Source organism: Heyndrickxia sp. NPDC080065, from assembly GCF_050281185.1.
Lineage (GTDB): Bacteria > Bacillota > Bacilli > Bacillales > Bacillaceae_C > Heyndrickxia.
This window is the reverse complement of sequence record NZ_JBNNWS010000017.1, coordinates 22,563-48,817: the sequence shown is the minus strand read 5'-3', so window position 1 is coordinate 48,817 and position 26,255 is coordinate 22,563. Positions and strand designations below refer to the sequence as shown.

26 protein-coding genes and 1 riboswitch are annotated in these 26,255 nt (G+C 33.0%); of the genes, 6 read left to right on the top strand and 20 right to left on the bottom strand.

The window, feature by feature from the left end; translation table 11 throughout:
* Positions 1-169: 169 nt before the first annotated feature.
* The 8 genes from ACQKP0_RS19500 to ACQKP0_RS19465 form a co-directional block, all read right to left on the bottom strand.
* Entirely contained in the window at positions 170-343 is a 174-nt protein-coding gene (locus ACQKP0_RS19500) for a hypothetical protein (RefSeq protein ID WP_427407504.1), read from the bottom strand.
* Positions 344-523: 180 nt separating this feature from the next.
* Entirely contained in the window at positions 524-1,396 is an 873-nt protein-coding gene (locus tag ACQKP0_RS19495) for an NAD(P)-dependent oxidoreductase (protein ID WP_427407503.1), read from the bottom strand.
* 47 nt (positions 1,397-1,443) lie between these two features.
* Positions 1,444-2,229 carry an SDR family oxidoreductase gene (locus ACQKP0_RS19490; RefSeq protein WP_427407502.1) on the bottom strand — a complete coding sequence of 262 codons (786 nt, stop codon included), beginning with the start codon at positions 2,227-2,229 and terminating at the stop codon, positions 1,444-1,446.
* 308 nt (positions 2,230-2,537) lie between these two features.
* Complete coding sequence (gene ptsP / locus ACQKP0_RS19485; protein WP_427407501.1) at positions 2,538-4,253, bottom strand: phosphoenolpyruvate--protein phosphotransferase; 1,716 nt, start codon at positions 4,251-4,253, stop codon at positions 2,538-2,540.
* Positions 4,253-4,519 carry a phosphocarrier protein HPr gene (locus ACQKP0_RS19480; RefSeq protein ID WP_427407500.1) on the bottom strand — a complete coding sequence of 89 codons (267 nt, stop codon included), beginning with the start codon at positions 4,517-4,519 and terminating at the stop codon, positions 4,253-4,255. The genes ptsP and ACQKP0_RS19480 overlap by 1 nt, the downstream gene beginning before the upstream one ends.
* 169 nt (positions 4,520-4,688) lie before the next feature.
* Complete coding sequence (locus ACQKP0_RS19475) at positions 4,689-5,990, bottom strand: hypothetical protein (protein WP_427407499.1); 1,302 nt, start codon at positions 5,988-5,990, stop codon at positions 4,689-4,691.
* A complete protein-coding gene (locus ACQKP0_RS19470; protein ID WP_427407498.1) occupies positions 5,957-7,150 on the bottom strand; it encodes a DUF58 domain-containing protein in 1,194 nt (397 codons plus the stop codon). The genes ACQKP0_RS19475 and ACQKP0_RS19470 overlap by 34 nt, the downstream gene beginning before the upstream one ends.
* Positions 7,150-8,091: an AAA family ATPase gene (locus ACQKP0_RS19465; protein ID WP_427407497.1), complete on the bottom strand. Its 942-nt coding sequence runs from the start codon at positions 8,089-8,091 to the stop codon at positions 7,150-7,152. The genes ACQKP0_RS19470 and ACQKP0_RS19465 overlap by 1 nt, the downstream gene beginning before the upstream one ends.
* 303 nt (positions 8,092-8,394) lie before the next feature.
* Here ACQKP0_RS19465 and ACQKP0_RS19460 point away from each other — a divergent pair, with 303 nt between their 5' ends.
* Both ACQKP0_RS19460 and ACQKP0_RS19455 read left to right on the top strand, forming a co-directional pair.
* Positions 8,395-8,586, top strand: a complete 192-nt coding sequence (locus ACQKP0_RS19460; RefSeq protein ID WP_427407496.1) for a YkvS family protein — start codon at positions 8,395-8,397, stop codon at positions 8,584-8,586.
* Positions 8,587-8,713: 127 nt separating this feature from the next.
* On the top strand, positions 8,714-9,325 hold the full coding sequence (locus ACQKP0_RS19455) for a CPBP family intramembrane glutamic endopeptidase (protein ID WP_427407495.1): 612 nt from the start codon (positions 8,714-8,716) through the stop codon (positions 9,323-9,325).
* 61 nt (positions 9,326-9,386) lie between these two features.
* On the opposite strand, the gene ACQKP0_RS19450 is transcribed toward ACQKP0_RS19455, so the two are convergent.
* Complete coding sequence (locus tag ACQKP0_RS19450; RefSeq protein WP_427407494.1) at positions 9,387-10,433, bottom strand: YkvI family membrane protein; 1,047 nt, start codon at positions 10,431-10,433, stop codon at positions 9,387-9,389.
* Positions 10,434-10,858: 425 nt separating this feature from the next.
* Between ACQKP0_RS19450 and ACQKP0_RS19445 the strand changes: the two genes are divergently transcribed.
* The gene (locus ACQKP0_RS19445) at positions 10,859-13,003 is read left to right on the top strand and encodes an AAA family ATPase (RefSeq protein ID WP_427407493.1); all 2,145 of its coding nucleotides are present in this window, start codon (positions 10,859-10,861) and stop codon (positions 13,001-13,003) included.
* A 43-nt stretch (positions 13,004-13,046) separates the two neighbouring features.
* Here the strand turns inward: ACQKP0_RS19445 and ACQKP0_RS19440 are convergent, their stop codons facing one another.
* Positions 13,047-14,747 (bottom strand): M3 family oligoendopeptidase, encoded by a 1,701-nt coding sequence (locus ACQKP0_RS19440; RefSeq protein WP_427407492.1) that lies wholly within the window; start codon positions 14,745-14,747, stop codon positions 13,047-13,049.
* A gap of 105 nt (positions 14,748-14,852) precedes the next feature.
* Positions 14,853-15,296: a MarR family winged helix-turn-helix transcriptional regulator gene (locus ACQKP0_RS19435; RefSeq protein WP_427407491.1), complete on the bottom strand. Its 444-nt coding sequence runs from the start codon at positions 15,294-15,296 to the stop codon at positions 14,853-14,855.
* A 229-nt stretch (positions 15,297-15,525) separates the two neighbouring features.
* Between ACQKP0_RS19435 and ACQKP0_RS19430 the strand changes: the two genes are divergently transcribed.
* Positions 15,526-17,019 (top strand): ATP-binding protein, encoded by a 1,494-nt coding sequence (locus ACQKP0_RS19430; RefSeq protein ID WP_427407490.1) that lies wholly within the window; start codon positions 15,526-15,528, stop codon positions 17,017-17,019.
* 387 nt (positions 17,020-17,406) lie between these two features.
* Here the strand turns inward: ACQKP0_RS19430 and ACQKP0_RS19425 are convergent, their stop codons facing one another.
* Both ACQKP0_RS19425 and ACQKP0_RS19420 read right to left on the bottom strand, forming a co-directional pair.
* On the bottom strand, positions 17,407-17,694 hold the full coding sequence (locus ACQKP0_RS19425) for a Spo0E family sporulation regulatory protein-aspartic acid phosphatase (RefSeq protein ID WP_427407489.1): 288 nt from the start codon (positions 17,692-17,694) through the stop codon (positions 17,407-17,409).
* A 303-nt stretch (positions 17,695-17,997) separates the two neighbouring features.
* The gene (locus tag ACQKP0_RS19420; protein ID WP_427407488.1) at positions 17,998-19,455 is read right to left on the bottom strand and encodes a PAS domain-containing sensor histidine kinase; all 1,458 of its coding nucleotides are present in this window, start codon (positions 19,453-19,455) and stop codon (positions 17,998-18,000) included.
* A gap of 279 nt (positions 19,456-19,734) precedes the next feature.
* Between ACQKP0_RS19420 and ACQKP0_RS19415 the strand changes: the two genes are divergently transcribed.
* The gene (locus ACQKP0_RS19415) at positions 19,735-21,495 is read left to right on the top strand and encodes a B12-binding domain-containing radical SAM protein (RefSeq protein WP_427407487.1); all 1,761 of its coding nucleotides are present in this window, start codon (positions 19,735-19,737) and stop codon (positions 21,493-21,495) included.
* A gap of 7 nt (positions 21,496-21,502) precedes the next feature.
* On the opposite strand, the gene ACQKP0_RS19410 is transcribed toward ACQKP0_RS19415, so the two are convergent.
* Entirely contained in the window at positions 21,503-21,634 is a 132-nt protein-coding gene (locus ACQKP0_RS19410) for a hypothetical protein (protein ID WP_427407486.1), read from the bottom strand.
* Complete coding sequence (locus ACQKP0_RS19405) at positions 21,635-21,796, bottom strand: hypothetical protein (RefSeq protein ID WP_427407485.1); 162 nt, start codon at positions 21,794-21,796, stop codon at positions 21,635-21,637. It abuts the gene before it with no gap.
* 187 nt (positions 21,797-21,983) lie between these two features.
* Between ACQKP0_RS19405 and ACQKP0_RS19400 the strand changes: the two genes are divergently transcribed.
* Entirely contained in the window at positions 21,984-22,187 is a 204-nt protein-coding gene (locus ACQKP0_RS19400; protein WP_427407484.1) for a small, acid-soluble spore protein, alpha/beta type, read from the top strand.
* A gap of 39 nt (positions 22,188-22,226) precedes the next feature.
* On the opposite strand, the gene ACQKP0_RS19395 is transcribed toward ACQKP0_RS19400, so the two are convergent.
* The 5 genes from ACQKP0_RS19395 to ACQKP0_RS19375 form a co-directional block, all read right to left on the bottom strand.
* Positions 22,227-23,375: an anti-sigma factor domain-containing protein gene (locus ACQKP0_RS19395; protein ID WP_427407483.1), complete on the bottom strand. Its 1,149-nt coding sequence runs from the start codon at positions 23,373-23,375 to the stop codon at positions 22,227-22,229.
* Complete coding sequence (gene sigI, locus ACQKP0_RS19390; protein ID WP_427407482.1) at positions 23,372-24,109, bottom strand: RNA polymerase sigma-I factor; 738 nt, start codon at positions 24,107-24,109, stop codon at positions 23,372-23,374. Before sigI ends, ACQKP0_RS19395 begins: the two co-directional genes overlap by 4 nt.
* A gap of 302 nt (positions 24,110-24,411) precedes the next feature.
* Complete coding sequence (locus ACQKP0_RS19385) at positions 24,412-25,182, bottom strand: TerC family protein (protein ID WP_427407481.1); 771 nt, start codon at positions 25,180-25,182, stop codon at positions 24,412-24,414.
* Between the two features lie 99 nt (positions 25,183-25,281).
* Positions 25,282-25,450, bottom strand: a riboswitch (yybP-ykoY riboswitch).
* An 82-nt stretch (positions 25,451-25,532) separates the two neighbouring features.
* Entirely contained in the window at positions 25,533-26,006 is a 474-nt protein-coding gene (locus tag ACQKP0_RS19380) for a hypothetical protein (protein WP_427407480.1), read from the bottom strand.
* A gap of 7 nt (positions 26,007-26,013) precedes the next feature.
* Positions 26,014-26,169 carry a hypothetical protein gene (locus ACQKP0_RS19375; protein WP_427407479.1) on the bottom strand — a complete coding sequence of 52 codons (156 nt, stop codon included), beginning with the start codon at positions 26,167-26,169 and terminating at the stop codon, positions 26,014-26,016.
* Positions 26,170-26,255: the final 86 nt, after the last annotated feature.

The window sequence follows — 26,255 nt, the reverse complement described above, 5'->3', positions numbered from 1 at the left end:
AAGACATGAAAAGTGTCTGCTGTGTCTAGCTCCAGCGCCTATCGGCTAGCGGATTTCTCCGTCTTCTCCCTACGATAAGCGGGCATCGACTCGTCCCTCGCCGTGTCTCCTTTACCTCAGTCGAAGACTACGAAATCCGTACGCTAGAGCTGCGGCGCTTACGCTTTTCTTATTTAAATTTCCCGTTATTTTTCCCTGCTTTTTCTTTCTTTTCCTTATCTTTATGAATTTTATTTGCTGCTGCACTTCCCATTTCATGAGCAAATTCTTCGTTTAGTACTGAAGAATCGAAGCCTTTTTTATTTTTTTGATCTGCATCATTTTTCTTCGTACGTTTCGCCATTTTCAATCCTCCAAACAAAAATGTGAGTTTCACATGTCCAGCTGCGGGCGCTATCTCGCGAAAGCTTCAGTCTGCCGTGAAAGGTTTGGAAAGCAACCTTTCTCGTCAGACCTCCAGCGAGTTTCGCCAAACCTGCGCACCCTCCGCTTTTCTATTTTAGTTTGAATTGAAAATCCTTTTTTATTCCCAATATTTTATGATTGCTTGTGTACCACTATTTTCTTCTCCATTTTCCGCAAGTTGATCATATATTTTTTTTGCAAGTTCAAGACCAGGGAGTTGAAGATTTATTTTTTCAGCTTCGGCTAAGGCAATTCCCATATCTTTAATAAAGTGTTTAATGAAAAATCCAGGCGAATAATCATTTATCAGCATTCTTGGAGCTAGATTAGATAGCGAAAAGCTTCCAGCAGCTCCTGCACTAATTGATTTCAATACATTTTCAGGATTCAAGCCAGCTTTTTTTGCATAAACCAATGCTTCAGACACACCTATCATATTTGTCGCTATTGCAATTTGATTGCACATTTTCGTATGCTGTCCTGCTCCAGCCTTACCTTGATAAACGACGTTATGGCCAAAGCATGAAAAAATAGGAGTCACCTCTTCAAAAACTTCTTGATCCCCGCCAACCATAATAGTTAATGTACCATTTTTCGCACCAATATCTCCCCCAGAAACTGGGGCATCCAATGCTTTTAATCCTTTATCTTTCGCGGAATGATAAATCTTTTCCGCAAGTGTAGGGGTTGAAGTGGTCATATCGATCAATATTGCATTTTTCTTTGCGTGGCTTAATAATCCTTCTGAACTAAAATACACCTCTTCAACATCATGAGGGTAACCTACCATTGTTATGATTAAATCAGCATTTTCGGCTACTTCTCTTGGAGTATTGCACCAGCCAGCACCTTTCTCTATCAGCTCTAAAGCCTTTTCCTTAGAACGATTATATATATACACTTTATATTTAGCTTTTAATAAATGGGAAACCATACTTTTCCCCATAATACCTGTTCCAATAAATCCGATGGATAACTGTTTTTCTTTCATTGTTTCTCTCCCAAAGTTGAGTTTTGACATTCCATATACCTATACTTTTATATCGATTTTATTTTTCCGCCATCAACGAGAAAACTGCTCCCAGTCACATATGAATTAGCAGTTGATGTTAAGAATACAACTATATTTGCAAATTCCTCCGGTTCACCATATCGTTTCAATGGAATCGATTGTTTTTCTAATTCTTCCATTTCTTCAAGAGATAGACCCTGTTTCTTAGCATTAATTTCATCTAAATGCTTAACTCGGTCAGTTGCAATTCTCCCTGGTCCAACCGTATTCACAAGAATATTATATTTGGCAAGTTCCAAAGCTAACGATTTTGATAAACCTACGATACCCGTTCTGAAAGTATTCGAAAGAATGAGGCCTGGAATAGGCTCTTTAATGGAAGACGAAGCAATATTAATAATCTTTCCACCGTTTTGTTTTAGAAGTGGTAAAGCTTCTCGAATAATCCTTATGTAGGAAAGTAAATTAAGCTCAAACGAGTTTTGCCATTGTTCATCAGTCATATCTTCAAATCCTCCTGCTGGAGGGCCGCCTGCATTATTAATTAGAATATCTAATGAACCATAGTCACTCTTTAGTTTCTCAACCATTTTTTTAATATCATTTAGATTTGTAATATCACAACAAATATAATCAACTTTTGCATTCCCGATTGAAGATAGCTCAACTTTCACTGATTTTAATTGTTCTTCATTTCTACTAGCTAATAATACATTTGTTCCTTCTTGTACATACGCTTTAGCGATCGCCTTTCCTAACCCTTGACTCGAAGCAACGACTAATGCTGTTTTTCCTTTTAATCCAAGTTCCATTTTACATTCCTCCTTTTCTTAAGTATAAATGATATAAACGGTCTCTTTCATCTTTTTTGATTTAGAATATTGAGAATTCCTTAAAAATAGGCTTTGTTAATGCTTATTGTTGATAAAATCACCTGTATGGTATGTGTGAAGCGTTTTCTTTACGAAGTAAAACTAGCTGAATACATTCCATACAGGGTTTAATTAGAAACAACAACATTGTTTAACAAAGCCTAAAAATAAAACAGATGATCTCGAAAGATCATCTGTAATGATTAGAATGGGAAACAAAGAAAGTAATGAATCCCCAAATATCTTTATTAACTTAATACCTTTTTAACAGCTTCAATCACTTCTTCATTTGTTTGAAGCTGTAACACTTCTTCTGCTAGTTTATCCATATCAGACTTATTGATGGATCGAATCTGTGAACGTGCTTTTAAGATCGAAGAAGCACTCATAGAAAATTCGTCTAGACCTAAGCCGAGAAGAATCGGAATAGCGATCTCATCTCCAGCCATTTCGCCACACATTCCAGTCCATTTTCCTTCTTTATGTGAAGCATCAATAACCATTTTTACTAATCTTAAAATAGCTGGATTATATGGTTGATATAAATATGATACTCGTTCATTCATCCGGTCAGCAGCCATAGTATATTGAATTAAATCATTTGTTCCAATACTAAAGAAATCGACTTCTTTAGCAAATTGGTCCGCCATAACAGCAGTAGAAGGAATTTCAACCATGATTCCTACTTCTATATGATCTGAAACTGGTACATTTTCGGAATTAAGTTTGTCTTTTTCTTCTTGCAATATAGCTTTAGCTTCACGGAATTCGTTCAATGTTGATATCATAGGAAACATAATTTTCAAGTTCCCATAAACACTTGCACGTAGTAAAGCTCTTAATTGGGTACGGAACATCTCTTGTTCATTAAGACAAAGGCGAATGGCCCTGAATCCAAGGAACGGGTTCATTTCTTCTGGCAATTTTAAATATGGTAGATTTTTGTCTCCACCGATGTCCAATGTACGAACAACCACTGATTTTCCGTCCATTCCTTCTAAAACAGCTTTGTATGCTTCGAACTGTTCTTCCTCGGTTGGAAATTGTTCTCTTCCCATATACAAGAATTCTGTCCGGTAAAGTCCAACAGCTTCTCCGCCATTTTCCTTTACACCTTGAAGGTCATTTGGTGTACCAATGTTTGCTGCAAGCTCTACATGATGGCCATCCTTGGAAACCGTCTTTTCATTTACTAGCTTAGCCCACTCAGCCTTTTGTATTTCAAATTTTTCTTTTTCTTTTTTATATTGCTCAACAATCTCTGGAGTCGGATTTATATGTATTTCTCCATTCAATCCATCGACTATTACAATGTCCCCATTTTCGATTTCCCGAGTAGCTGATTGTGTTCCAACAACAGCTGGGATTTCTAATGAGCGAGCCATAATGGCTGAATGGGAAGTACGTCCTCCAATATTTGTTGTAAATCCTTTAACAAAATCTCGGTTTAACTGTGCCGTATCAGACGGGGTTAAATCTTCTGCAACGACAATCACTTCTTCTGAAATTAAGCTAGGATTAGGAATTTTTACATTTAATAAGTGTGAGAGTACACGTTTTCTAACGTCACGGATATCGGCTGCACGTTCTCTCATATATTCATTATCCATTTGTTCAAACATCGTAATGAACATATCAGTAGTATCTTTAAGCGCGCTTTCCGCATTCACTTTCTCACTGTTAATTTTACCTTCAACTGATGATAGTAGCTCTGGGTCGCTGAGAACGAGAAGATGTGCATCGAATATAGCAGCTTTATCTGCACCAAGCTTTTCATTCGCATGGTTACGAATAATTTCAAGCTCTGATGTTGCAGCAGCAATCGCATCCTTAAAACGTTGAATCTCTTTTTCAAGATCGTCGATACTTGTTTTATCAAAAGATAGATCAGGTTCAACTAAACGATACACCTTAGCAATGGCAATTCCATTTGAAGCTGCTATTCCTTTTAATATTGTAGACATTACTCAGCTAAACCTTCTTTTTTCAATAGCTCTTCTAAACTATTTAATGCATCAGCTTCATCGCTGCCTTCTGCACTAATGGTAATTTGTGCATTTTTTCCGATCCCTAGAGACATTACACCCATAATTGATTTTAAATTCACTTGTTTCCCATTATATTCTAATTGGATTTCTGAATCGAATTTGCTTGCTGTTTGTACAAGTAATGTAGCTGGACGTGCATGAATACCAGTATCTGCAATAACCTTAAATTGTTTTTGTGCCATTTTGTTTATCTCCTTTATCCAATAGATTTTAAATGTTTCTTCATATTAAAATAATCTAGGTGATCTTTTTCGTCAATTATTTTAAATCGTAAAAAAGAATTACCCAATGTTAAAGAATATCATTCATAATGATATATGACAAATAATTATCCCTAGGATTATTATTCCATTATTTTAACTCGTTATGAAAACCATCATTTGAATCCGTTTTAGGTTTGATTTCTTTCAGTTGTTTTTTTATTAACTTGTATTCATTTAAGAAAAAATCTGTTTCTGATTTCGTAATGTTTTCCTTACCATAACGAATTTTTTCGTATATTTCGAACCACCCATTCGAACAATTAATCCCGATTCGATGAAACCATTCTCGAGCAGATTCATGCTGTTTACGACCAATTTTCTTTTTAATCCCCATCTTTTCCAATTCATTCACGCTTTTTCTAATTTGATGTGCTGCTTTAGAGTATCCAGGATTAAAAAATGAATTAGATAGATTTTGTTTATCTTTTTTTAAAATTTTCTGGAAAGTTATTTTATTTTCTTCAACTACCTCCTCTTGAACCATTTGGAAACGTCGAAACTTTATAAATGCCCAGATTGCTAATACTGTGAAAGCTAGAAAGACAATAATATAAAAAATACCCTCAGCATTTTCAGGTGTTTCAACTTGACTATCCCCTTGATCCTGAGGATTTTCATCAACTTCAACATTTTCCTCTTTTACTTCAGAAAATACATTTTTATTTTTATTAAGTAAATTAAAAAACGGTGTTAGCAGAGGTCCTAGTATGAAAGATAACAGTTTAATGATAAGTGTTAAAAAAGAAAGAAAACCCGATCGTAATCCCCCACTTATTAGTGTTAACATCAATGCGATGATTAACGGGATTATGACCACAAAAATTGCAATAATAAGGAACCGACTCTTTATAGTAAATCTACCTTGCAAATAGTTTTTTATAAACGTCCCATATGTCAATATCAATAGTTGTAATAAAATTAGTAGCAGAAGCGATTCAAGGTTTGCAAAATGAAGTACTTTTCCTATTCCATACATCAGGATGCCAACGAGTGATGTTAACAAAAGGAGTCCATTTTGGTTGTCAAAATAATCATCATCAAAACCTTCAGGCATTAACTTATTCATTCTCCATTGACTAAATATAATCATGATAATGATTCCCCAAAAAGGAATTCCAGCAATAAACGAGCCTATAATATAAAGCGGTATTGTTATTGTATAGTAATAAACCTTTATCTTTTTAAGTATTCCTCGAGATAAAATGAGAGCTATTAAAAATGAACCTAACATAATAAGTAAAAATACCCAGCTAATCGTATGAGTACCATCTGTTACACGAATCGGAAATAAGAAAATCGCTAACAATATCGATTCGCTGAAAAACGTTTTAAAGATGCCCACCATCCAATTTCGGCTCACCCTGATTTTGTTGTTCGATAATGTTTCCATTCTCTCATGACTCCTTGTTCATTAACTGTTTCCACATTAAATATGGATGAGTTTTTCATTTTGTATGCTAATAGAACTTGATTGGTCATTGACGTACATTCTCCAATATGAATGACAACCGGGTGTATATTTCCTTTTTTATCTAAATCTTTTAACATGATATGGTGTGGAAAAGGGAATGAATGAATTGAAAGCATCGATAACATTTCATATGCTTTTTGCCGTTGAATTCGTCCTTCCCCTTCAGAAAGATAATAATAAGGGATCTCACCATGTGTACGAACATTGATCGCTATAGCAAAAGGGATGTTTTCTTTAACTGCTTGTTCAATTAAAAATGCCGTATAGTTGATTAAATTCTCCAAGTCATGTGTAATTGAATGTCTTTCTGAAATATTCATTACAAAAAGCCAAGTCCTAGCCCCTATATTTTGGAAAACCTTTGTTTGCAGCTGCTGCATACGTGCAGTTGCTTTCCAATGGATATGCTGAAAGGAATCTCCGTTAACATACTCCCTAGTACCAATTGGCTGTAAAGGATCATTGAACAAAGAGTTTTTTGATTGTTGAAATCCATGTAATAGGATCGGTTGTTCTTTCATAAAGGGAATCATTTTTCGGCTTGGGTACACTAATTTTTTCATTTTGATAATGTCATTATAATTCAATAAAACTACTCCACTGCCAAATAAATGATTAATTTTCACTTCCAGCTTATAAATATGGGAAACTCCTCTTTTTACTGCCACGAAAGGTATCCGTACCTCAACCTGTTCATTCGTCCATGCTTTAAAAGGAATTGTTACCTCATTAAAGGAACGATTTTTAATATATGGGAAAGTTGTCGGTTCAATACAATCATCAAAAGCGATGGATAATGTACCTTTAACAATCGGAAATCCTTGATTCATAAATGTAAACAGCCATTCTCCATGCTCCCCTATATTCAACCGAGACATTTCTTTTTTATTATCCAAATAGAGGTTTTTACCAATTTGATTCAAATAAAATTGATGTATGAATAAAATAATTGTCCCTGTTAATAAGATGAACAATAACCATTTGTTATTAAAGACAAATGCAAGGACAATCACTATGATTAATAGCCATCGAGAAAAAGTTAGGTTACGAGTAATTAAAACATCCTTTCCCCATTTCATTATAAAGCTCCCGACTCTACTGGAGCTGGAACTTGATCAAGAATCTCCTCAAAAATTTCCTTAGTCGTATTAGTTAATGAAGCTTCAGTAGATAAATATAGTCGATGTCTTAATACATATGGTGCTACAATCTTCACATCATCAGGAGTTACATAATTTCTCCCTTGAATAAATGCATGTCCTTGACTAGCTTTTAATAAAGCTAATGCTGCTCTTGGACTTGCTCCTTGTTCAATGGCTGGATGCTGTCTTGTTTGTCTTGTTAGTAACAAAATAAATTTTTCAACATCTTCGCTTATCAAGATATTTTTTACTTCCTTTTTTAATGCAGCAAATTCTTCTCTGGAAAGGATAGCTTGAACCTTTGTTAAAAGCTCATCATTTATAAATCTTCTAATAATATTTTTTTCTTCTTCATATGTAGGATAATCAATCGAAATTTTCATAAAAAATCGATCTAGCTGTGCTGCTGGAAGTGGAAATGTTCCTTGTTGTGATTCAACAGGGTTTTGGGTTGCGATGACCATAAATGGTTCTTCAAGATGAATGGTTTCCCCATCAATCGTCACTTGCCTCTCCTCCATAACCTCTAACAGACTAGACTGTGTTCTTGGAGTAGCACGGTTGATTTCATCTGCCAATAAAATATTCGTTATGACTGGCCCTGATCTTAACTCAAATTGCTGACTTTTGGGATTAAAAAATTGCATACCTGTTACATCGGTTGGAAGGACATCAGGAGTAAATTGAATTCGTTTAAAATCTCCATCTAAGCATTTGGCAAATGTTTTAGCTAATAATGTTTTGCCTGTTCCAGGCACACTTTCTAGTAATATATGACCACCTTGCAAGAGGGCAATGGTCAATAGTTCAATATCTTTCTCTCTGCCGACCATAACTTTGGATACTTCTATTTTTAATTGTTCAATTTTTTCTTTCAATTATATCTCCCCTTTTTTTCTGTATAATACAAATATACCAAATTTTATAAAAAGGTACAAAAAAGATTCAAATGAAAGCTAGTAAAAACTCATATGGAAATAGTCCTGTTTCCACCATATAAAATCATCAATAACAGGGAATGGTTTCTAGGTATAAAGTCATGACAAAATACAGAGATTTTACATTTATGAGTGGATTTTTTGTCATTAAACTTGAATCTTTGATAAAAATGGTGCAAACTGTAAGCAAGTAAATTGAAAATTAATAATTCATTATCAAATTTGCGAATGGGGGACGTCAGATTGAAAAAAGCCGAGATAGGAAATGTGATTGAGTTTAAAAACGGTTTACGTGGCGTTGTTGAAAAGGTATATGAAAATTCGGTTATTGTCGATTTAACATATATGGAAAATTATCGTGATCTTGAACTAGAAGAAAAAACAGTTGTTAATCATAAAAATTACTCTATCATAAAAACATCGTTGAAAGCTTAAAAAGATTGGCTAAATAGCCAATCTTTTTATTGTCTTATCATTCACATAATTACATTTCCGTTTTATTTTTGGTAAAATGTTTCTTAATGATGAACTTATTGTCGATTCGAGGGGAGTTTTCAAATATATGAAACAAAGCGCAACAGATATTAGGCTTATTGTAGGTATATTGTTAGCGCATCTATTTTTGTACATTACATTTCGAGATCAATCGATATTTTGGTACATATATACAGCCGTATCATTATTATTAATTAGCTTTTCTATCGTGAGTGAAAAAGCAGATGAGGAAATATCTACCGGTAAATATTTATTATATGGAATCATTTCAGGCATAGGATTGTATGTAGTCTTTTGGTGTGGGGATCTATTGCTACCATTGATATCACCCTATTTAGAGGACAAAATCATAAGAACATATAAATTGCTTTCACCAAAATGGGTTTGGCATTATTTTGTACTCGTTTTTATTTTGGCACCCGGAGAGGAAATTTTCTGGAGGGGCTTCGTCCAAAAAAGACTTATGCGCCATTTGCAAGGATGGTCACCAGTCTTTATTACCGCAATATTGAACACGTCAGTCTTTATTTATTCAGGAAATATAATTTTGATTATTGCTGCTTTTGTAGGTGCTTTAGCCTGGGGCTCACTTTATTTAAAGTTAAAAAGTGTTGCACTGCTTGTAATATCGCATTTAGTATTTGATCTATTATTAATCATCGTTCTTCCGCTTCATTAGAAATGGGAAGAGAGTGTCTCGAAATAAAAGAGTAAATGCTCAAGGAACACTCTTCTCCTTTTTATATTTTTTTCGGACCTTTATCATTTTTTATCCACAGTAAAATCATAAAAACCAAACTGATGTAGCCAAAAAGTGGATACAAATAAGAAAGAAGTGTTCCATAATTAATTTTACTTATCATCAAAACTATGATAATTATTCCTATGTAAATCCAAATTGTATGAATAGAAATATATTGCTGCATTTGTTTCCCGAGACCATAGATATTCCCGATTATCGAAGTGAATATTTCTCCATAGATGATCGCTACATAAATAAAGTAGATACTACCAAACGTGTTTTGAACAATGGTTGCCATAGGAATATCAAATTGCGTGACATTTGGTAATGTAATGAGTGTAAAATGGCTGGATAACAAAATTAAAGTTAATAATGCTCCACCAATTATCCCTCCTCTATGGACTATATCTTTATCATTCACCTCATAGGCAATAGGTACAAGTACAGCCTGAGCTAGAATTAAATTAAGCGCAGCATAGGAAAAAGGGGCGAAGATCCCTTTCCAACCATTATCTAATTCAGGAATATGGAAAAAAGCATCAGAAAAATTCGGCATGACAATCACATGTGTCATAATAAAAAAATTAAAAATGATCATCATTGGAACGACAAAAGTATTAACGGCAAATACCCCTTTCGTCCCTATTAACATAATGAATATCGTAAGAGCAATAGTAATATAAATTCCCATATTCTTATTAATTCCTAAATGCTCTTCAAAAACCGCTCCTGCACCTGAAAACATGACCCCACATACTCCAAGCAGCATAAACATCATAAATATGTTCATGAATTTAGAGATTGTCTTACCAAATAAATATTGATTAAACACTTCATATGAATCTGCTTTTAGATCTATAGCTTTTACCATGATTTTTGAACCTAAAGCAATAAACAAATATCCAGCAATTAATATAGAAATTATTCCGATAAATCCAAAGCGTGTAAAAAACTCAACGATTTCTTTGCCAGTTGCAAATCCTGCTCCAATAACTGTTCCAACATAGACTGCTGCAACTTGCATTGCCCCTGCCCATTTCCTCATTATTATCCCCTCACATTTGTCTCACACTATTAAACCTTATGTACAAGCATGGAAAAATACTACAAGAATAATTTATTTCTTAGACTTTGTTATTGGTCATCTTAAATAAAATCACGTGTAGGGTATGCTTGAAGCGGTTTCTTTACGTAGTAAAACTATCTGAACGCATATCCTACAGATTTTTTTAGAAACAGCAACATTCATTAACAAAGCCTTACTAAAAGTCAAAAAAGGTCAAAAAAATGGTTTACAACTATAAAAAATTGGTGTATGATGGGTCCATAAGGTCAAAGATGGTCAAAATAAATAAACATCCATCTCAATAAAACCTTAATTATTTTTTATCCAAATGGTCAAGGTTAGTCAAGATCAAACAGTTTAAATTACAAAAAAATTGCATTGCTATTTCAAGGAGGAATGCACTTATGAAATGTCAAAAATGTCAACTTAATAATGCAAACATTCAACTACGTGTAAACATAAATGGAAACTCACAAAATCTACATCTATGTTCAGAATGCTATCAAAAGGAGTTTGTTATGAAGTCCACTCCTTTTGGCGGAATGCCATCATTTAATGGGTTTGAAGACTTATTTAATAGTTTTGGAAACATCTCAAATTCTGAAATGAACAAACAAGGAATTACTAAACCAGTTCAAAACGGAGGTAGTAATAGCTTTCTAGATCAATACGGTAAAAATTTAACAAACATTGCGAAAACAGGTTTAATTGATCCAGTGATCGGCCGTGAAGATGAAATTAATCGAGTCATTGAAATATTAAATAGGCGCAATAAAAACAACCCTGTGCTAATTGGAGAACCAGGTGTTGGGAAAACTGCAATTGCAGAAGGACTTGCGTTGAAAATTGTCGAAAATAATGTACCTGCTAAGCTTAAAAACAAAGAAGTCTATTTATTGGATGTTGCTTCATTAGTTGCTAATACAGGTATTCGAGGTCAATTTGAAGAAAGAATGAAGCAATTAATAAGTGAATTACAAAACCGAAAAAATATTCTCTTATTTATTGATGAAATTCATTTGTTAGTAGGTGCAGGTTCAGCTGAAGGTTCAATGGATGCAGGTAATATTTTAAAACCAGCTCTAGCAAGAGGCGAACTCCAAGTAATTGGTGCTACAACATTGAAGGAATACCGCCAAATTGAAAAAGATGCTGCATTAGAAAGACGCTTTCAACCAGTACAAGTAAGTGAACCAACAGTGGAACAGGCAATTCACATCTTAAATGGTTTAAAAGAAAAATACGAGAATTATCATCAAGTAAAATATTCAGAAGAAGCATTAAAAGCTTGTGTAAACTTATCTCACCGTTATATACAAGACCGCTATCTTCCTGATAAAGCCATTGATTTAATGGACGAAGCGGGGTCAAAATTAAATCTAACATTAAGTACTAGCAGTGAAGGTGATGTGAAACAACGTCTTGCAGAAATAGACAAAGAAAAACAAATTGCACTTTCAAAAGAGGATTATGAAACTGCTGCAAAATTACGTGATGAAGAAGAAAATCTAGAAAAATCACTCCAATCTGAAGGAAAAAACACCCAAGCAGTAGTTGATATTGCTCTTATTCAAGAAATGATTGAACAAAAAACTGGAATACCAGTCGGTAAACTACAGGATGATGAACAACAAAAAATGAAAAACATCGAAGCTAATTTAGCAAAAAAAGTAATTGGCCAAGATGAAGCTGTTAAAAAAATAGCAAAAGCCATCCGACGTAGTCGTGCTGGTTTAAAATCAAAAAATCGTCCTATTGGTTCATTCCTATTTGTGGGCCCTACTGGTGTAGGAAAAACAGAATTAACAAAAACATTAGCTGAAGAATTATTTGGTACAAAAGAGGCAATGATTCGTCTTGATATGAGTGAATACATGGAGAAACATAGTGTATCCAAATTAATTGGGTCCCCTCCAGGCTATGTTGGACATGATGAAGCAGGACAATTAACTGAAAAAGTTCGAAGAAATCCTTACAGCATCATCCTTTTAGATGAAATTGAAAAAGCTCATCCTGATGTTCAACATATGTTTCTTCAAATTTTAGAAGACGGAAGATTAACTGATAGCCAAGGACGAACAGTAAGCTTTAAAGATACAGTTATTATCATGACAAGCAATGCAGGTGTTGCGACTAAAGAAATTCAAGTTGGCTTTGATATAAGCAATGCTGTAAAAGAAACAAGTATCCTTGATTCACTAGGAAGCTTTTTCAAACCAGAATTCTTAAACAGATTTGATAATATTATTGAATTTAAATCATTGAACAAAAAACATCTTTTAGAAATCGTTGAATTAATGCTAAATGAATTAAATGAAACAATAGCAGAGCAACAGCTTACACTTGAAGTTACAATTGAAGTGAAGGAAAAACTTGCTGAATTAGGATACCATCCTGCCTTTGGTGCAAGACCTTTACGACGTGTTATTCAAGAACAGCTAGAAGATAGTATTGCAGACTTTCTCTTAGATCATCCTGAGCAAAAAAGATTGATTGCAGCTTTAGATAATGATTCTACAATATTAGTGAAATCTAATGATGAAGTATAGCAAAAAAGGAGAAAAGCTTATGGCTTTTCTCCTTTTTTTACCTTTATAATGCTTTATCATCAACTTGATCTAACCATTCTTGAATCGTATCAATGACTGATGCTACACAGCCTTCTTCAAATGGTGAAATCAAATTCGCCTCTTTCACTAAGCCAGTAAAGGACTTACTGCCCCCCTGTTTACATAAGTGAATATAGTCTTTCCATGCTTCTTCATGATTTTCCTGTGATTTTTTCCAAAATTGAAAAGCACAAATTTGCGCGAGTGTATAATCAATGTAGTAAAATGGTGAATTATAAATATGGCCTTGTCGCTGCCAAAATCCACCCATCTCTAAATATTCGTTTCCATCATAATCACGATGTGGCAAATACTTCTTTTCAATATCTTTCCATGCCTGCTTTCTTTCAGCAGGTGTTGCCTCAGGGTTTTCATAGACAAAATGCTGAAACTCATCAACAGCAACACCGTATGGTAAAAATAGTAGTGCACTGCTCAGATGTGAAAATTTATATTTATCTGTATCCTCTTTAAAAAATAATTCCATCCACGGCCATGTGAAGAATTCCATACTCATCGAATGGATTTCACATGCTTCATAGGTCGGCCAGTTATATTCAGGGATTTCAAAGTGACGACTTGAATACACTTGAAATGCATGACCCGCTTCATGTGTTAAAACATCAATATCTCCAGAAGTACCATTGAAATTAGAGAAAATAAATGGTGCTTTGTAGTCTTCTATATAAGTACAGTATCCACCACTTGCCTTGCCTTTTTTCGCAACTAAATCCATTAGATGATTCTCATTCATTAATGTGAAAAATTCATCTGTTTCCTTCGATAACTCAGAATACATTTGTTTACCATTATCGATAATCCATTCTGGTGAACCCTTTGGCGTTGCATTTCCAGAGACAAATTCAAATCCTTCATCATAAAATTTTAAGGAATCAACACCAATGCGTTCCTGCTGACGTTTACGTAATTTAGATGCAAGTGGTACAATGTATTCTTTTACCTGTTCACGAAATTTTGCAACCATTTCCGCATTATAATCTGTACGGGACATACGATAATAGGCAAGTTCAACGAAGTTCTTAAAACCTAATTTATTCGCAATTTCTGTTCTTACCTTTACTAACTCATCGTAAATACGGTCGAATTCTTCTTCATGCTCAGCAAAAAAACCAAATTTTGCTTCACTTGCTTTTTTTCTCACTTCACGGTCTTTTGATTCCATAAATGGATCGATAAGTGCAAGGGTTCTTTCTTCCCCTTCAAACATAATTTTTGCTGATGCAACAAGCTTAGTGTACTCAGAAGAAAGCTTATTTTCCTTTTGTAAAAGAGGAATAATATCAGGTGAAAAAGTTTTCAGCTGGCCTTCAGCTAAATCAAACAACTGTTTCCCCCATTTACTTTCCAGCTCTAAACGAAATTTTGAGGATACTAATGCTTCATAGTACTTAGAACTAAATCCCTCAATAATTGGTGCAATTTCATCCATATAATCATTTTCATTTTTATAAAACTCATCATTTGTATCAATCGTGTGTCTTACATAGCAAATATTGTACATCGTTCCTATTTCATTACGAATTTCATTAATTTTATTCATTGCCTCACTTTGTTCTTCAACACTTTGCGCATTTTGGAACTTTTCAAGCTCTGCATGAAAAGCAGCTTCTACTTCTTCAATGATCGGTCTTTTATATTCGTAATCTTCGAACTTTAGAGTCATTATTAGCACCTCACTAAATTTATTCAATCCTTTAATACTTCGCTAAAAGTAAAGAAAAATCCTCTCATTTTCAAAAAAAAAACACTTCTAAATAGAAATGCTTTTTCACTCGGGTAAATTTCGAATATTTAATCCAACTTTTTTTAAAGACAAAATAGCAGCTTCTTTTTCCTCAGAGCTTAGAACTGACATGACTTGGTTAATCCGATTTTGGTGTTCAGGAAAGATGGATTCAATAAATTGTTTCCCCTTTTCAGTAATATGCGCAAATGTAACCCTTCTATCGTCAGCACAAGCAACTCTTGCTATGAACTCTTTCTTTTCAAGTTTATCAACAACATATGTAATACTACCGCTAGCTAATAAAATTTTATCCCCAATTTGTTGTAATGGTTGATCTCCTTTATGATACAGTAATTCAAGTACAGCAAATTCTGTAGGGTTTAATCCATTCTTTTGAATAAAGTCATTAGTATATTCATTAACCGCACGATATGCTCTTGATAAAACAATAAATAATTTTAATGATTGTTGAACATCCTTATCCATTAAATCATTTCCTTTTCATTTTACTCTTTCAAAAATTAAAGTCATTATAGGCAAGATTCTTTCGAGTTGTCAACACTATTTCGTTGAAATTCCCCCATTTTAAAAGGAAATTTCATTAGTTACAATACATAGTAGAAGATAATCATTTTAATATAATATTAAGAATTCTATTCTTTTTGCTCCATTTATAATATGATTAAGTAGTAATTATTTATACTGAGGGATACTAATGAAAAATAAACGAAAAAAAATAGCCTTATATATTTTTCTCGTTCTTGCCCCTGCATTATTGTTGACTATATGTTATGGATATTATAGTTATAAGGTGAATGATGATAAATCTTGCAGGCAAGTGGAACGAGATGCTACTATCTACCAAAGACAGATGGATCAGGTTATCGGTGAAACAATAAAAAGTTTAGAGGTATTGGCCATAACGTTCGAATCAAATTTTTCTAAAATTACAGATGTAAAAATGGCACTCAGAAAAATGAGTGAAAAGGATCCTAGATATGGCGGCATTTATTTTTTGGATAAAAAAGGAAATGTCACAACAGGTACGAATGACTATTTAAAACAATATAGTTTAAAAGACAAAAGCTATATTAAGACAATGAATGTTACACACCAATCAGTTGTTTCAGACCAGGTAGAAAGCCTATCAAACAATCAAAAGGTAATAGCGATTGTTACGCCAGTGATAAAAGATAATGTTGTACAGGCTTCTATTGTTGCACATATCCGAACAGATTATATCGCAAATATTATCCAACTGTTAACTCCTAACACATTTGTTCAATTTAAGAGTGAGAAAGGAGTCCCGATATTCTCTACTAATAATCAAATTTTTAATGAAGAAGCCGATAAAAGAGTAACTCTTCCTCTTGACAGGGTACCGTGGAAAATTACTTTGATTCATAAAGTGCCTAAAATTAACTCTATATTTAATAATACTTTTGTTTTTTTTCTAATTATCACCACTATCATCCATGTGATATATTTATTTTTCCATTCCTTGTCAATTAAAAGACAGGCAGAACGTGAACGAATACAAAACGATACACAAAAACTTGAATTAGTTGGAACTCTTGCTGCCAGCACAGCGCATGAAATACGAAATCCGCTTACCGGAATTAAAGGTCTTGTCCAATTACTGTCAGAAAAATATAAAGATCCGAAAGATCAATTTTACTTTTCTGTAGTAAATAAGGAGATAAATCGAATCAATCAAATTGTAAATGAGTTTCTAATCCTTGGAAAACCAACCATTCAAAAGATAGAAAAAATTCATTTAGACCATGTAATAAATGATTTGAATCCGTTGATTTATTCAGAGGCAAATTTATTCAATGTTCATTATTCATATAAAATCAATTCAGAGAATATAATCGTACTGGCCTCGAAAGATCAATTAAAACAAGTAATCTTAAATATTACAAAAAATGCTTTAGAATCAATGTCAAATGAAGGGAATTTAAGAATAAGGCTAGACAGCGATAACAGTGTAGCTCAATTATCAATTATTGATAGTGGAAGTGGAATAACAGAAGATGACATGGAAAAAATTTTTACTCCATTTTTCACTTCGAAAGAACATGGAACTGGGTTAGGGTTAGTTGTTTGTAAAAGAATTATTGAATCTTTTAATGGGCAAATTTCCATTAAAAGTGAAAAAAATAAAGGGACGGAAGTACTTATCTCCCTCCCTATTTTTAAAGGTTAATCTCTTATTCTGGAGATTAACCTTTCTATTTAATCGGTTATATTGGAAAAGCGTAATCGCCTTGGTCATCGGCGTACGAATTTCGTAGTCTTCGACTGAGATAAAGGAAACACGGTGAGGTAGTTCACGAGCCGATGTTGACTTATCGTAGGGAGGAGACGGAGAAATCCGCTAGCCGATAGGCGCTGGAGCTAGACATAGCAGATACATTTCATGTCTAATATCCTTATTAAATTTTATACTTACCTTACCTTTTAAAAAATGTGGTTATAGAAGCTTGTACTTAGAGGATGATCAGTGTATGCAGTCAAATACGATAATGACAATAATGGAGGAGGTTCTTGATGTATCGAAAACAAACCAACATTAAAAATTATATATGAACTGTTAAATTACGTTTAATTCTTTATAATTCCCCGTTTTTATTTTATTATTTTTTGGATTCTTTTTATATATAATAAATGACATCTCTTTAATAACGATTGGTTCTAATTTACTTACTTTTTCCTGTTGAAATAGATGTTGATATTCATTTAGTAGCTCGTCTAACTCTTGACTAGAAGCAATTGTCTTTTCATTTGTAAGACCAAATCTATTTCCTAGACGAATCATTTCTTCCCTTTTTTGTTGTATTTGTCTTAAGTAACTTTTTTGGGTTATCTTATTTATATACACTTTTTTCATTCTCCTTCAATTTCGTTCTGTTACCCTAAAATTTCGGGTTACCCTGTGAATTATCGCAGGTATTGTCATAAAAGTAAATAGATTCGCAATATTAGACAAACCTTTTAAAAATTACCTAAAAATCTACAAATAATACATATTATATTCGACAATTACAGATCCAATTTACTATCCCTCTACAAAATTTGGTCATATACACTCTACCAGAAATTTATTAAAAAATGATTAAAATATAGATCCTTTTAATATATTTAGAAGAAATCGGCAAAATAGCCGATTTCTTAATACTACGCTCTATTTATTTGCAGGTAAGTGTATATGGAATTTTGTTCCAACACCCACTTTACTTTCAACATCAATAATTCCTTTATGGTCCTTTATGATTTTGAAGCTAACCATTAGTCCCAGACCTGTTCCTCTTTCTTTCGTAGTATAAAATGGCTCACCGAGCTTTTTTATTTTATTTTTCGGGATGCCTTCTCCTTCATCTTGTATAATTACGTGAACAAAGTTTCTTTTTCCTTTTTGAATTTGTATCCGGATCGTTCCGCCGTCTGGCATAACCTCAATTGCGTTTTTAATAATGTTAATAAAAACTTGCTTCATTTGATTGGGTTCACAAAATACTTTTGGCAAAGCTTGTTCGAAAATGAAATCAAATTGTATATTGTGCATCATTGCTTGTCCCTTTAATAAATCCAATGTATCCATCATTATTTTGTGAATATCGTGATGATGATATTGGATATCCTGTGGTTTAGCTAGGACGAGAAATTCAGTTATGGTAGATTCAATCCTTTTAAGTTCTGAAGTGATAACTTTAAAATATAAAGAATGGTCCTCTTTAATACTTGATTCTAGCAGCTGAATAAAACCTTTTAGTGCTGTCATTGGGTTTCGTATTTCGTGGGCAATTCCTGCAGCCAACTCTCCTACAACCATTAGTGTGTCAGATTTTTGCAATTGCTCTTGTAAGGCTCTTCTTTCTGTCACATCCCTAATTACTGATAAATTAAGGTTTGATGTTAAATTACCTTTTGAGCATACTTCATAATAGTAGTATCGACCAGATTTTACTACCGAAATAACTGAATCTGCAGTGCCGGATTCCATCAATTCATTTATATGACTCTCTAATTCATTTCGAACTGCTGTATTCTTTTGATAGACATCCCTAAAATCTCTGCCAACTATATCTTTTCTTGACAATCCCATAATATGTGCAGCTACTGGATTAATATCTACAACATGATGATTCCAATTCCAAAGGACCATACCGTCAAATGAACCTTCAAATACCTTTCGAAATCGATCTTCACTATCTCTTAAATTTTGTTCCATTTGATAACGGTAGCTATTATTCCTAAAAATTGTCATGTTATAACCATCGACAAAATGCATCTTTGATGTAAATTCAAGATATTTAAACTGTCCATTTGGCATTAGAAATAATGTTTCATCGCGAATTGCTTTTTTCTCATAGAACTGTTGAATAAAATCACGATACTGCTCATCTTTCTTAAAAACGAACTCCCATAGTTTTTTGGTTAAAAAATCTTCGGAAGTGCATTCAAAAATATTTAAGGCAGATTGATTTGCCATCAAAATATTACCATCCTGATCCCAAAAAACAATCCCATCAATTGCCTCATCAAACAAACTCTTAAAAAGCTCAGCATTTTTTTTTAATTTAAATCCTTTTTGACGGGCTATTCTATATTTGCTTTTTAATTCCATACAATCATTTATCATTGCATTCACCCCTCATTTAATATGTTCTTTGTTTTTGTGAACTGAAGAATGTTAATTATTTATTGTTTCTATTGTTTTATTTTAGCCTTCTCGTTTCTATTACGATATCTTCGAGAATAAATCGGAAAATCCTGCGTATTTTGAAATTTTATCGAAGTTCTTGTCATAGATTGAGCTTTTCTCTTTACTTCGATAAAATAAACATATTGATAATATTGGCTAATATTTTCGTAAGCCAATAATTATGCACATTTCCGAAAGAAGAGGTAATAAGAATTCATGAAAATTATTGCTAGTACACTTAATGCAAAGTATATCCATACAAATTTAGCGATTCGCTATTTAAAAGCCTCTGCTGCACCAGAATATCATGTCGAGCTAGCGGAATATACGATAAAAGATCCAGCGATGAATATCGTTTCAGATTTATATACCAAGAAGCCGGATGTACTTGGCTTTAGCTGTTATATTTGGAATATAGAAGAAACAATCAAAGTCATTCAAATGTTAAAGAAAATCATGCCTGATCTCATTATTGTTCTCGGTGGTCCAGAGGTAACATATGATATTTCATATTGGCTCGACCGTTTACCTGAGGTTAATTTCATTGTAATGGGTGAAGGAGAAGAAACATTCAAAAAACTCCTTAATGAAATAAAAGGAGATAAAGACTATAAGAATGTTCAAGGAATTGGTTATATTGAAAACGGTAAAAAAATTATTAATCCCGGTCGCAACAAAATTGATTTAAAGGAACTACCCTCGCCTTATCGATTTGAAGAAGATTTGCCACATCTTTCAAAACGCGTAATATATATTGAAACTAGCAGAGGCTGTCCTTTTAATTGTCAATTTTGCTTATCCTCCATCGAAGTGGGTGTACGCTATTTTAATCGTGAAAAAATAAAGGATGATATTCGTTTCTTAATGGAACATGGAGCTAAAACGATTAAGTTTGTTGATCGAACGTTTAATATTAGCAGAAGCTATGCAATGGAAATGTTTCAATTTTTAATCGACGAGCATAAGCCTGGAACCGTTTTTCAATTCGAAATTACAGGCGACATCATGAGGCCGGAAGTAATTGAGTTTTTAAATAATAATGCGCCTAAAGGATTATTCCGTTTTGAAATTGGTGTTCAATCAACAAATGATATGACTAATGAGCTAGTCAAGCGAAGACAAAACTTTGAAAAACTTACAAGGACAGTTACGATGGTTAAAAATGGAGGTAAGATTGATCAACATCTCGATCTTATCGCAGGATTACCGGAAGAAGATTATCACTCTTTTCGAAAAACATTCAATGATGTATTTGCACTAAGGCCAGAAGAACTGCAGCTTGGATTTTTGAAAATGTTAAGAGGAACTGGTTTACGAATTCGTTCAAAGGAACACAATTATGTTTATATGGATCAGGCACCATACGAAATATTAGGAAATAATATTCTCCCATTTGACGATATCGTTCGTATTAAACAAGTTGAAGATGTTCTTGAAAAATATTGGAATGATCATCGTATGAATGAAACAATCGAATATTTGGTCACTCATATTTTCGAAACACCTTTTGACTTTTTCCAAAAATTCGGTAGTTATTGGGAGGAAAAAGGTTGGAGTCGAATTGGTCATCAACTAGAGGATTTGTTTAAAAGATTACAATCATTTTTAAGAACAGAACCGAAAGCAATGGAACATTTAGAAACTATTGAAGGACTTATGAAATATGATTATCTTCTTAATCAACGTTATAAGCCTCGTAAACCTTGGTGGAATTATGAGGTAAGTAAAGATGAAAGAAAACGTGTTTTCGATATTATTTCTTCAAATCCTGAGCGGTTAGGAGAAAATTTCATGGGGCTGCATTTATCTGAAAAAGATCTTAATAAACATGTAATAGTTGAACAGCTTCCTTTTGATTTAGAAGTTTATAGAAACTCTAGAGAAATCAACAGGACTTCCAATTATATGCTCATTTATTTCGATCCAAAAACAGGAGTTTCTTCGATTTTTCCTATTCATAAGAGTAAGCCGGCTTAATACCGGCTTATTTTTTGATCTTTTCTTTATCCTTGTTCTTTTTTTTATTTTCTCTATACGCCAGATCGTAAATCTTGATAGCATTAATATCTCCAAACTCTGCACCAAATTCTTCTTTAGAATTTTTATTTTTTATCATTTAATTTTTCCCTTTACGCCCTTGTTTAGAATTTCGGTTAGCACGTTTCATCGATTCTTCTCCATTAGCAAATTCTGCCGAAAATTCGCTTTCTGCCAAATTCTTTTTTGGTGTATGACTATTTTTTAGTGCTGCATTTACTTCTGCTTTACGCTTTGCCATCTTTTTGCCCCCTTTATCATACTTTTATATTTTTTCCGGAACAACTTTAAATAATCAAGAATGAATGAGCCAATTATTAGCATCACCAATAGATTCATTACAAGCTTTTACCATTCATGATTCATTAATATTTATCTCATAATAGAAATACAGAAATATCATTTTTATTTGAAAGGGGAATATATAAATGGCAAGGAGCAGCAATAAATTATTAGTTCCTGGAGTGGAACAATATTTAGATCAAGTTAAATATGAGATTGCCCAAGAATTCGGGGTAAATCTTGGTTCAGATACAGTTTCAAGAGCAAATGGATCTGTTGGGGGAGAAATAACAAAACGACTTGTGAAACAAGCCCAATCAGAGCTTTCAGGTAATCAAATAAATAAATAAAATGTTAATATTTACAAAAAAAGAGCTCGCATCATCAATCTATGCGTGCTCTTTATTTTTGTTTTCATGTTTATTATATTTATGTTTGTGATTTTCTTTGTGTTTTTTTTCCTTTTCATATTGCTGTTTTTTATGTTTTGCGTTCTTTTTATATCGATTCTCGTAATTGTGGTTATCTTTTCTATCCCTCTCTTTATGATCATGCTTGAAATGACCATCTTTTCTCCATTTTTTCTTTTCTTGCTTGATTGCCTTTTTATCATTCTTTTTCTTTTCTTTTAACTTTTCACGTTTTTTTTCATTCTTTTTCTTTTCTTTTAACTTTTCATGATGTTTTTCCCAATACTTTTTCTCCTTCTCTGTTTCGTTTTCCTTAACCAACTCTTTCTTTAGAAGTCTATTTTCCGCTTTAAATGTATCAACAGTGGATTTCATTGTATTTTTATTGGATGACATTTTCTTATTGCTATCAGCAGTTTTTACCACTGTATTTTTGTCCATATTAATTGTTTGACTTGATGGGCTGGATTTTGTTTTATTGGTTTTATTTTTATTAATAATAAATTCTCCTGCTGATATTCCTTTTTTTCTTGCAGTGTTTCTTTCTTTCATTGAACCTTTGACTATTTCAATTTTAGCCTTTATTTTTTCTGCAGCAGTTCGAATTTTCTTAACTTCTTTTTCAAGACGATGATCATTATCATGTTTCTCATCATTTGTAATCGATGCAATGACAATATTTTGCTGGCGGTTTAAATACCCCATCGAATCACATGTATTCATTATAGTTTTTGCAGCATTTGTAAATGATTGATTTTTACCAATTTTCACTAATGATAATACTTTTTCTCCGGCCTGATTATAGGCATTTGTACCAATCACATGTAAATTTTTATCCAAAACAAATTCAATACTTGGATCCATATCCATCGTCACATATGCATAGGCTCTATCCTTCTCAAAAGGGTTAAAAAGCATGATACTAATGAGAAAGACCGCAGCTATGCTTGAGGTTAATGTCCATAATGTATATCTTTTCTGTTTTGATATAGCATCATATGTATAAAAATAGATTTCTTCACCAACCTGATAATTGCTGCCGGCTTTCTTCCCTTTTAGAAATTCTCCATCAGGGGTCAGCATAACTAAATACTGACTTTTTATTTCTAAAATGACACCCTTTTTCATTTTGGTAACCGCCCTTTTAAGTACTCCTTTAAATAAACGAAATCGTTTGAGATAATCAATGCAATAGCAATAATATATTTTCGATTTCGTTCTAGCGTTTTACGACTAACATCTACTCTTTTTTCTAGTAATTTTATCGGTAAACGTTTTGTTTCATTCAAATATTGAAGAAGTGTTTCATCTTCAACCAAAATTTTTGCTGCTGCAATAGCATTTAACCTTGCATCCTCGTGTTTTGGTGATTGTTCCATTAAGTCTTTAAATTGTAATCCATATGTTTGCAGCACATTTCCAAAACGACTAATTTCTTCTTTCCGCTTTTCATTATCGATTTTCCGATAATATTCCTCAACAGACCGAGTATCCTCAAATGAAAGTGTAGTGACATTCTCATCCTCACTATGGCTTAGATCAAGGCTTAATTCTTTATATGTTTTTGTGCTCCTAAGAAAATCAATTACCCTTCTTTTAATAATTACTTCAGCGAAAGATAGAAGGGAAGCACCTTTGTTTTTATCAAATTTAAGAATGGCATCGTGGAAGGCGATTAGTCCAATGCTAAATTCATCATCACTATCACTAATATACTGCTTACATACTGAAGAAACCGTTTTTTTAACGAATGGTTGATAATCTTGTAGTAATTGATTTAAAATGTTTTCATCACCATTTTGTGCCAAAATCGCCATTTCTTCTAAAGTTTTTTTCTTCTCTTTTAATAAAAAACTTAGCATTAACTTCACCTCATCCTGCAACATATTATAGCATGAATGAAGTGTTTTTATAGTTTTCTATCTATTTACAAAAATGTTTCATGTGAAAAGATCTAATTCATTTTTCTAGCGATTGAGGTAAATTGTGATACTGGAAGAAATTGAATAAAAACCTATTTCTTGTTAATCTTTTTTTGACATAGGCTTTATTTTTTTCACCATATAGTTTCGAAATGCTTCTATCTTTTTTTGAGGGTATGGAAACGAAAAGAAAAAACTGTTGCTTTAGTACCAACAGTTTTATTACTTGTTACATTCTATTTTTACATAGTTTGACTGATCTCTTGGTCTTTTTTACGAGAAACCAAATACCCACTAACTGCAATTCCTATTAAGACGGTCCAGAATGTAAGTTTCCATAATATTGATTCAGGAAAATGCTTATCTAACACTTGTACACTTGGATGTGCTAAAGTAAATACTGCTAATTTGATTCCAACCCATCCAACAATCATGAATGCTGCTGTTTCTAGACTTGGATATTTCTGTAGTATATTTACAAACCATTTTGCAGCAAATCTAATAATCACTAACCCAATCATTCCGCCAAGAAGCATTACTAAAAACTGACCGCCATCAATACCTCCCATTTTAAACCATCCAGTCGGCTTCAAAGTCACCGCTAATGCAACAGCAGCTAGCATCGAATCAATAGCGAACGCAATGTCTGCAATCTCAACCTTAAAGACAGTCATCCAAAATGAAGGAGATTTCTTGTTATTTTCTTGATGTTCTAATGTTAATTTTCCCTTAGAGCGTTTCACTAAATGATGCCCTGCAATATATAGTAAATATAATGCACCAATCGCCTGAATTTGCCATACATTAACTAATAATGAAATTAAGAAAAGGGCTGTAAACCTAAAGACAAATGCACCAAGGAGACCATAAAATAATGCCTTTTTTTGCTTTTCTTTTGGTAAATGTTTTACCATAACTGCCATAACTACTGCGTTATCTGCAGCTAAAATTCCTTCTAAACCAACCAATATTAATAATACCCAACCATACTCTAGTAACATCGAAATGTCCATATAAGATCTCTCCTCTTATAATTTTTTAATTTCCAGCACAACGCCTAGCACCAGGGGTCAAAAAACAAAAACTAAGGCGTTTTTACTTTTCATTTTAAAAATCAATTAACGAAAAATCCTATAAAGACAAAAAGACCTTTGCCTCTTATAGGCAAAGGTCTTGCTAGACATAGATTATGTCAACAAAGCCGATGGAAAAGTTCCCATGTAATGACGACTTTGTTTTAGATGTCCTAGACATCTAACGCTACTCCCCTTTGACATTCGTCAAAAGATATAAAATTTATATTATTAGTATAAGGGAGTTTATTATATTATACAATATAAAAATGGTTACAGTTTCAAAAAAATTATTTTGTAGTATTCCTTTTTTTCGATAATAGTACATATTGAATAATATATCCTATGAATAAACCTGGAATAAGAAAAATCATCGGTAAAAAAATAGGCCCAAAAAAAATACTCTTTACTCTTACTAATGGTGAATACATAAGACCGATCGTAACAAAGTAAGCACCGAATGCGAAAGGGATATAATCATATTTTTTTGGTTTATCTTGAGCCATTCTGTAAGCATCCCACATAGCAAACATATATAAACACGGATAAAACATTAGCCATTGATAATCAATAATACTGGCTGCCTCCGCTGTTTTCCCTAAAAAGCTAAGCATAATTCCCGTATTAAAATGGCTTTTTAAATTTATGATAAATTCAAGACTAACGAATAATACTCCTTTAATAAGTGCTCCTGATAATAATTGAGAAAAACCCGGTAAAGCAATACTCCACAAAATGGCTTCTAATGGTTCAATTTTTTTCATAATTGCCTTATAAAAATTCAGAGGATTCTTCTTCGTCAGTTGTTAATGGTCGACCTGACCCTTCTTTCGAATCACCACTTACAGGTATATCGGGATAGCTATCATTTAAAAAACCTATCCATAAACTAGAAAAATCCAACATTTCTCTATCATTAATTTCCATAGCTATTTCCTCCTATTCATATCCATATATTTTCCAAGTTTGAAATTTATATTCTAATGAATAGGTAAAATCATATAAATAGCGTT

Bases quoted from the DNA above. Each gene is read 5' to 3' on its own strand.
- ACQKP0_RS19500 (WP_427407504.1), bottom strand. From the start codon at position 343: ATGGCGAAACGTACGAAGAAAAATGATGCAGATCAAAAAAATAAAAAA.
- ACQKP0_RS19495 (WP_427407503.1), bottom strand. From the start codon at position 1,396: ATGAAAGAAAAACAGTTATCCATCGGATTTATTGGAACAGGTATTATG.
- ACQKP0_RS19490 (WP_427407502.1), bottom strand. From the start codon at position 2,229: ATGGAACTTGGATTAAAAGGAAAAACAGCATTAGTCGTTGCTTCGAGT.
- ptsP (WP_427407501.1), bottom strand. From the start codon at position 4,253: ATGTCTACAATATTAAAAGGAATAGCAGCTTCAAATGGAATTGCCATT.
- ACQKP0_RS19480 (WP_427407500.1), bottom strand. From the start codon at position 4,519: ATGGCACAAAAACAATTTAAGGTTATTGCAGATACTGGTATTCATGCA.
- ACQKP0_RS19475 (WP_427407499.1), bottom strand. From the start codon at position 5,990: ATGGAAACATTATCGAACAACAAAATCAGGGTGAGCCGAAATTGGATG.
- ACQKP0_RS19470 (WP_427407498.1), bottom strand. From the start codon at position 7,150: ATGAAATGGGGAAAGGATGTTTTAATTACTCGTAACCTAACTTTTTCT.
- ACQKP0_RS19455 (WP_427407495.1), top strand. From the start codon at position 8,714: ATGAAACAAAGCGCAACAGATATTAGGCTTATTGTAGGTATATTGTTA.
- ACQKP0_RS19450 (WP_427407494.1), bottom strand. From the start codon at position 10,433: ATGAGGAAATGGGCAGGGGCAATGCAAGTTGCAGCAGTCTATGTTGGA.
- ACQKP0_RS19445 (WP_427407493.1), top strand. From the start codon at position 10,859: ATGAAATGTCAAAAATGTCAACTTAATAATGCAAACATTCAACTACGT.
- ACQKP0_RS19440 (WP_427407492.1), bottom strand. From the start codon at position 14,747: ATGACTCTAAAGTTCGAAGATTACGAATATAAAAGACCGATCATTGAA.
- ACQKP0_RS19435 (WP_427407491.1), bottom strand. From the start codon at position 15,296: ATGGATAAGGATGTTCAACAATCATTAAAATTATTTATTGTTTTATCA.
- ACQKP0_RS19430 (WP_427407490.1), top strand. From the start codon at position 15,526: ATGAAAAATAAACGAAAAAAAATAGCCTTATATATTTTTCTCGTTCTT.
- ACQKP0_RS19420 (WP_427407488.1), bottom strand. From the start codon at position 19,455: ATGATAAATGATTGTATGGAATTAAAAAGCAAATATAGAATAGCCCGT.
- ACQKP0_RS19415 (WP_427407487.1), top strand. From the start codon at position 19,735: ATGAAAATTATTGCTAGTACACTTAATGCAAAGTATATCCATACAAAT.
- ACQKP0_RS19410 (WP_427407486.1), bottom strand. From the start codon at position 21,634: ATGATAAAAAATAAAAATTCTAAAGAAGAATTTGGTGCAGAGTTTGGA.
- ACQKP0_RS19405 (WP_427407485.1), bottom strand. From the start codon at position 21,796: ATGGCAAAGCGTAAAGCAGAAGTAAATGCAGCACTAAAAAATAGTCAT.
- ACQKP0_RS19400 (WP_427407484.1), top strand. From the start codon at position 21,984: ATGGCAAGGAGCAGCAATAAATTATTAGTTCCTGGAGTGGAACAATAT.
- ACQKP0_RS19395 (WP_427407483.1), bottom strand. From the start codon at position 23,375: ATGAAAAAGGGTGTCATTTTAGAAATAAAAAGTCAGTATTTAGTTATG.
- sigI (WP_427407482.1), bottom strand. From the start codon at position 24,109: ATGCTAAGTTTTTTATTAAAAGAGAAGAAAAAAACTTTAGAAGAAATG.
- ACQKP0_RS19385 (WP_427407481.1), bottom strand. From the start codon at position 25,182: ATGGACATTTCGATGTTACTAGAGTATGGTTGGGTATTATTAATATTG.
- ACQKP0_RS19380 (WP_427407480.1), bottom strand. From the start codon at position 26,006: ATGAAAAAAATTGAACCATTAGAAGCCATTTTGTGGAGTATTGCTTTA.
- ACQKP0_RS19375 (WP_427407479.1), bottom strand. From the start codon at position 26,169: ATGGAAATTAATGATAGAGAAATGTTGGATTTTTCTAGTTTATGGATA.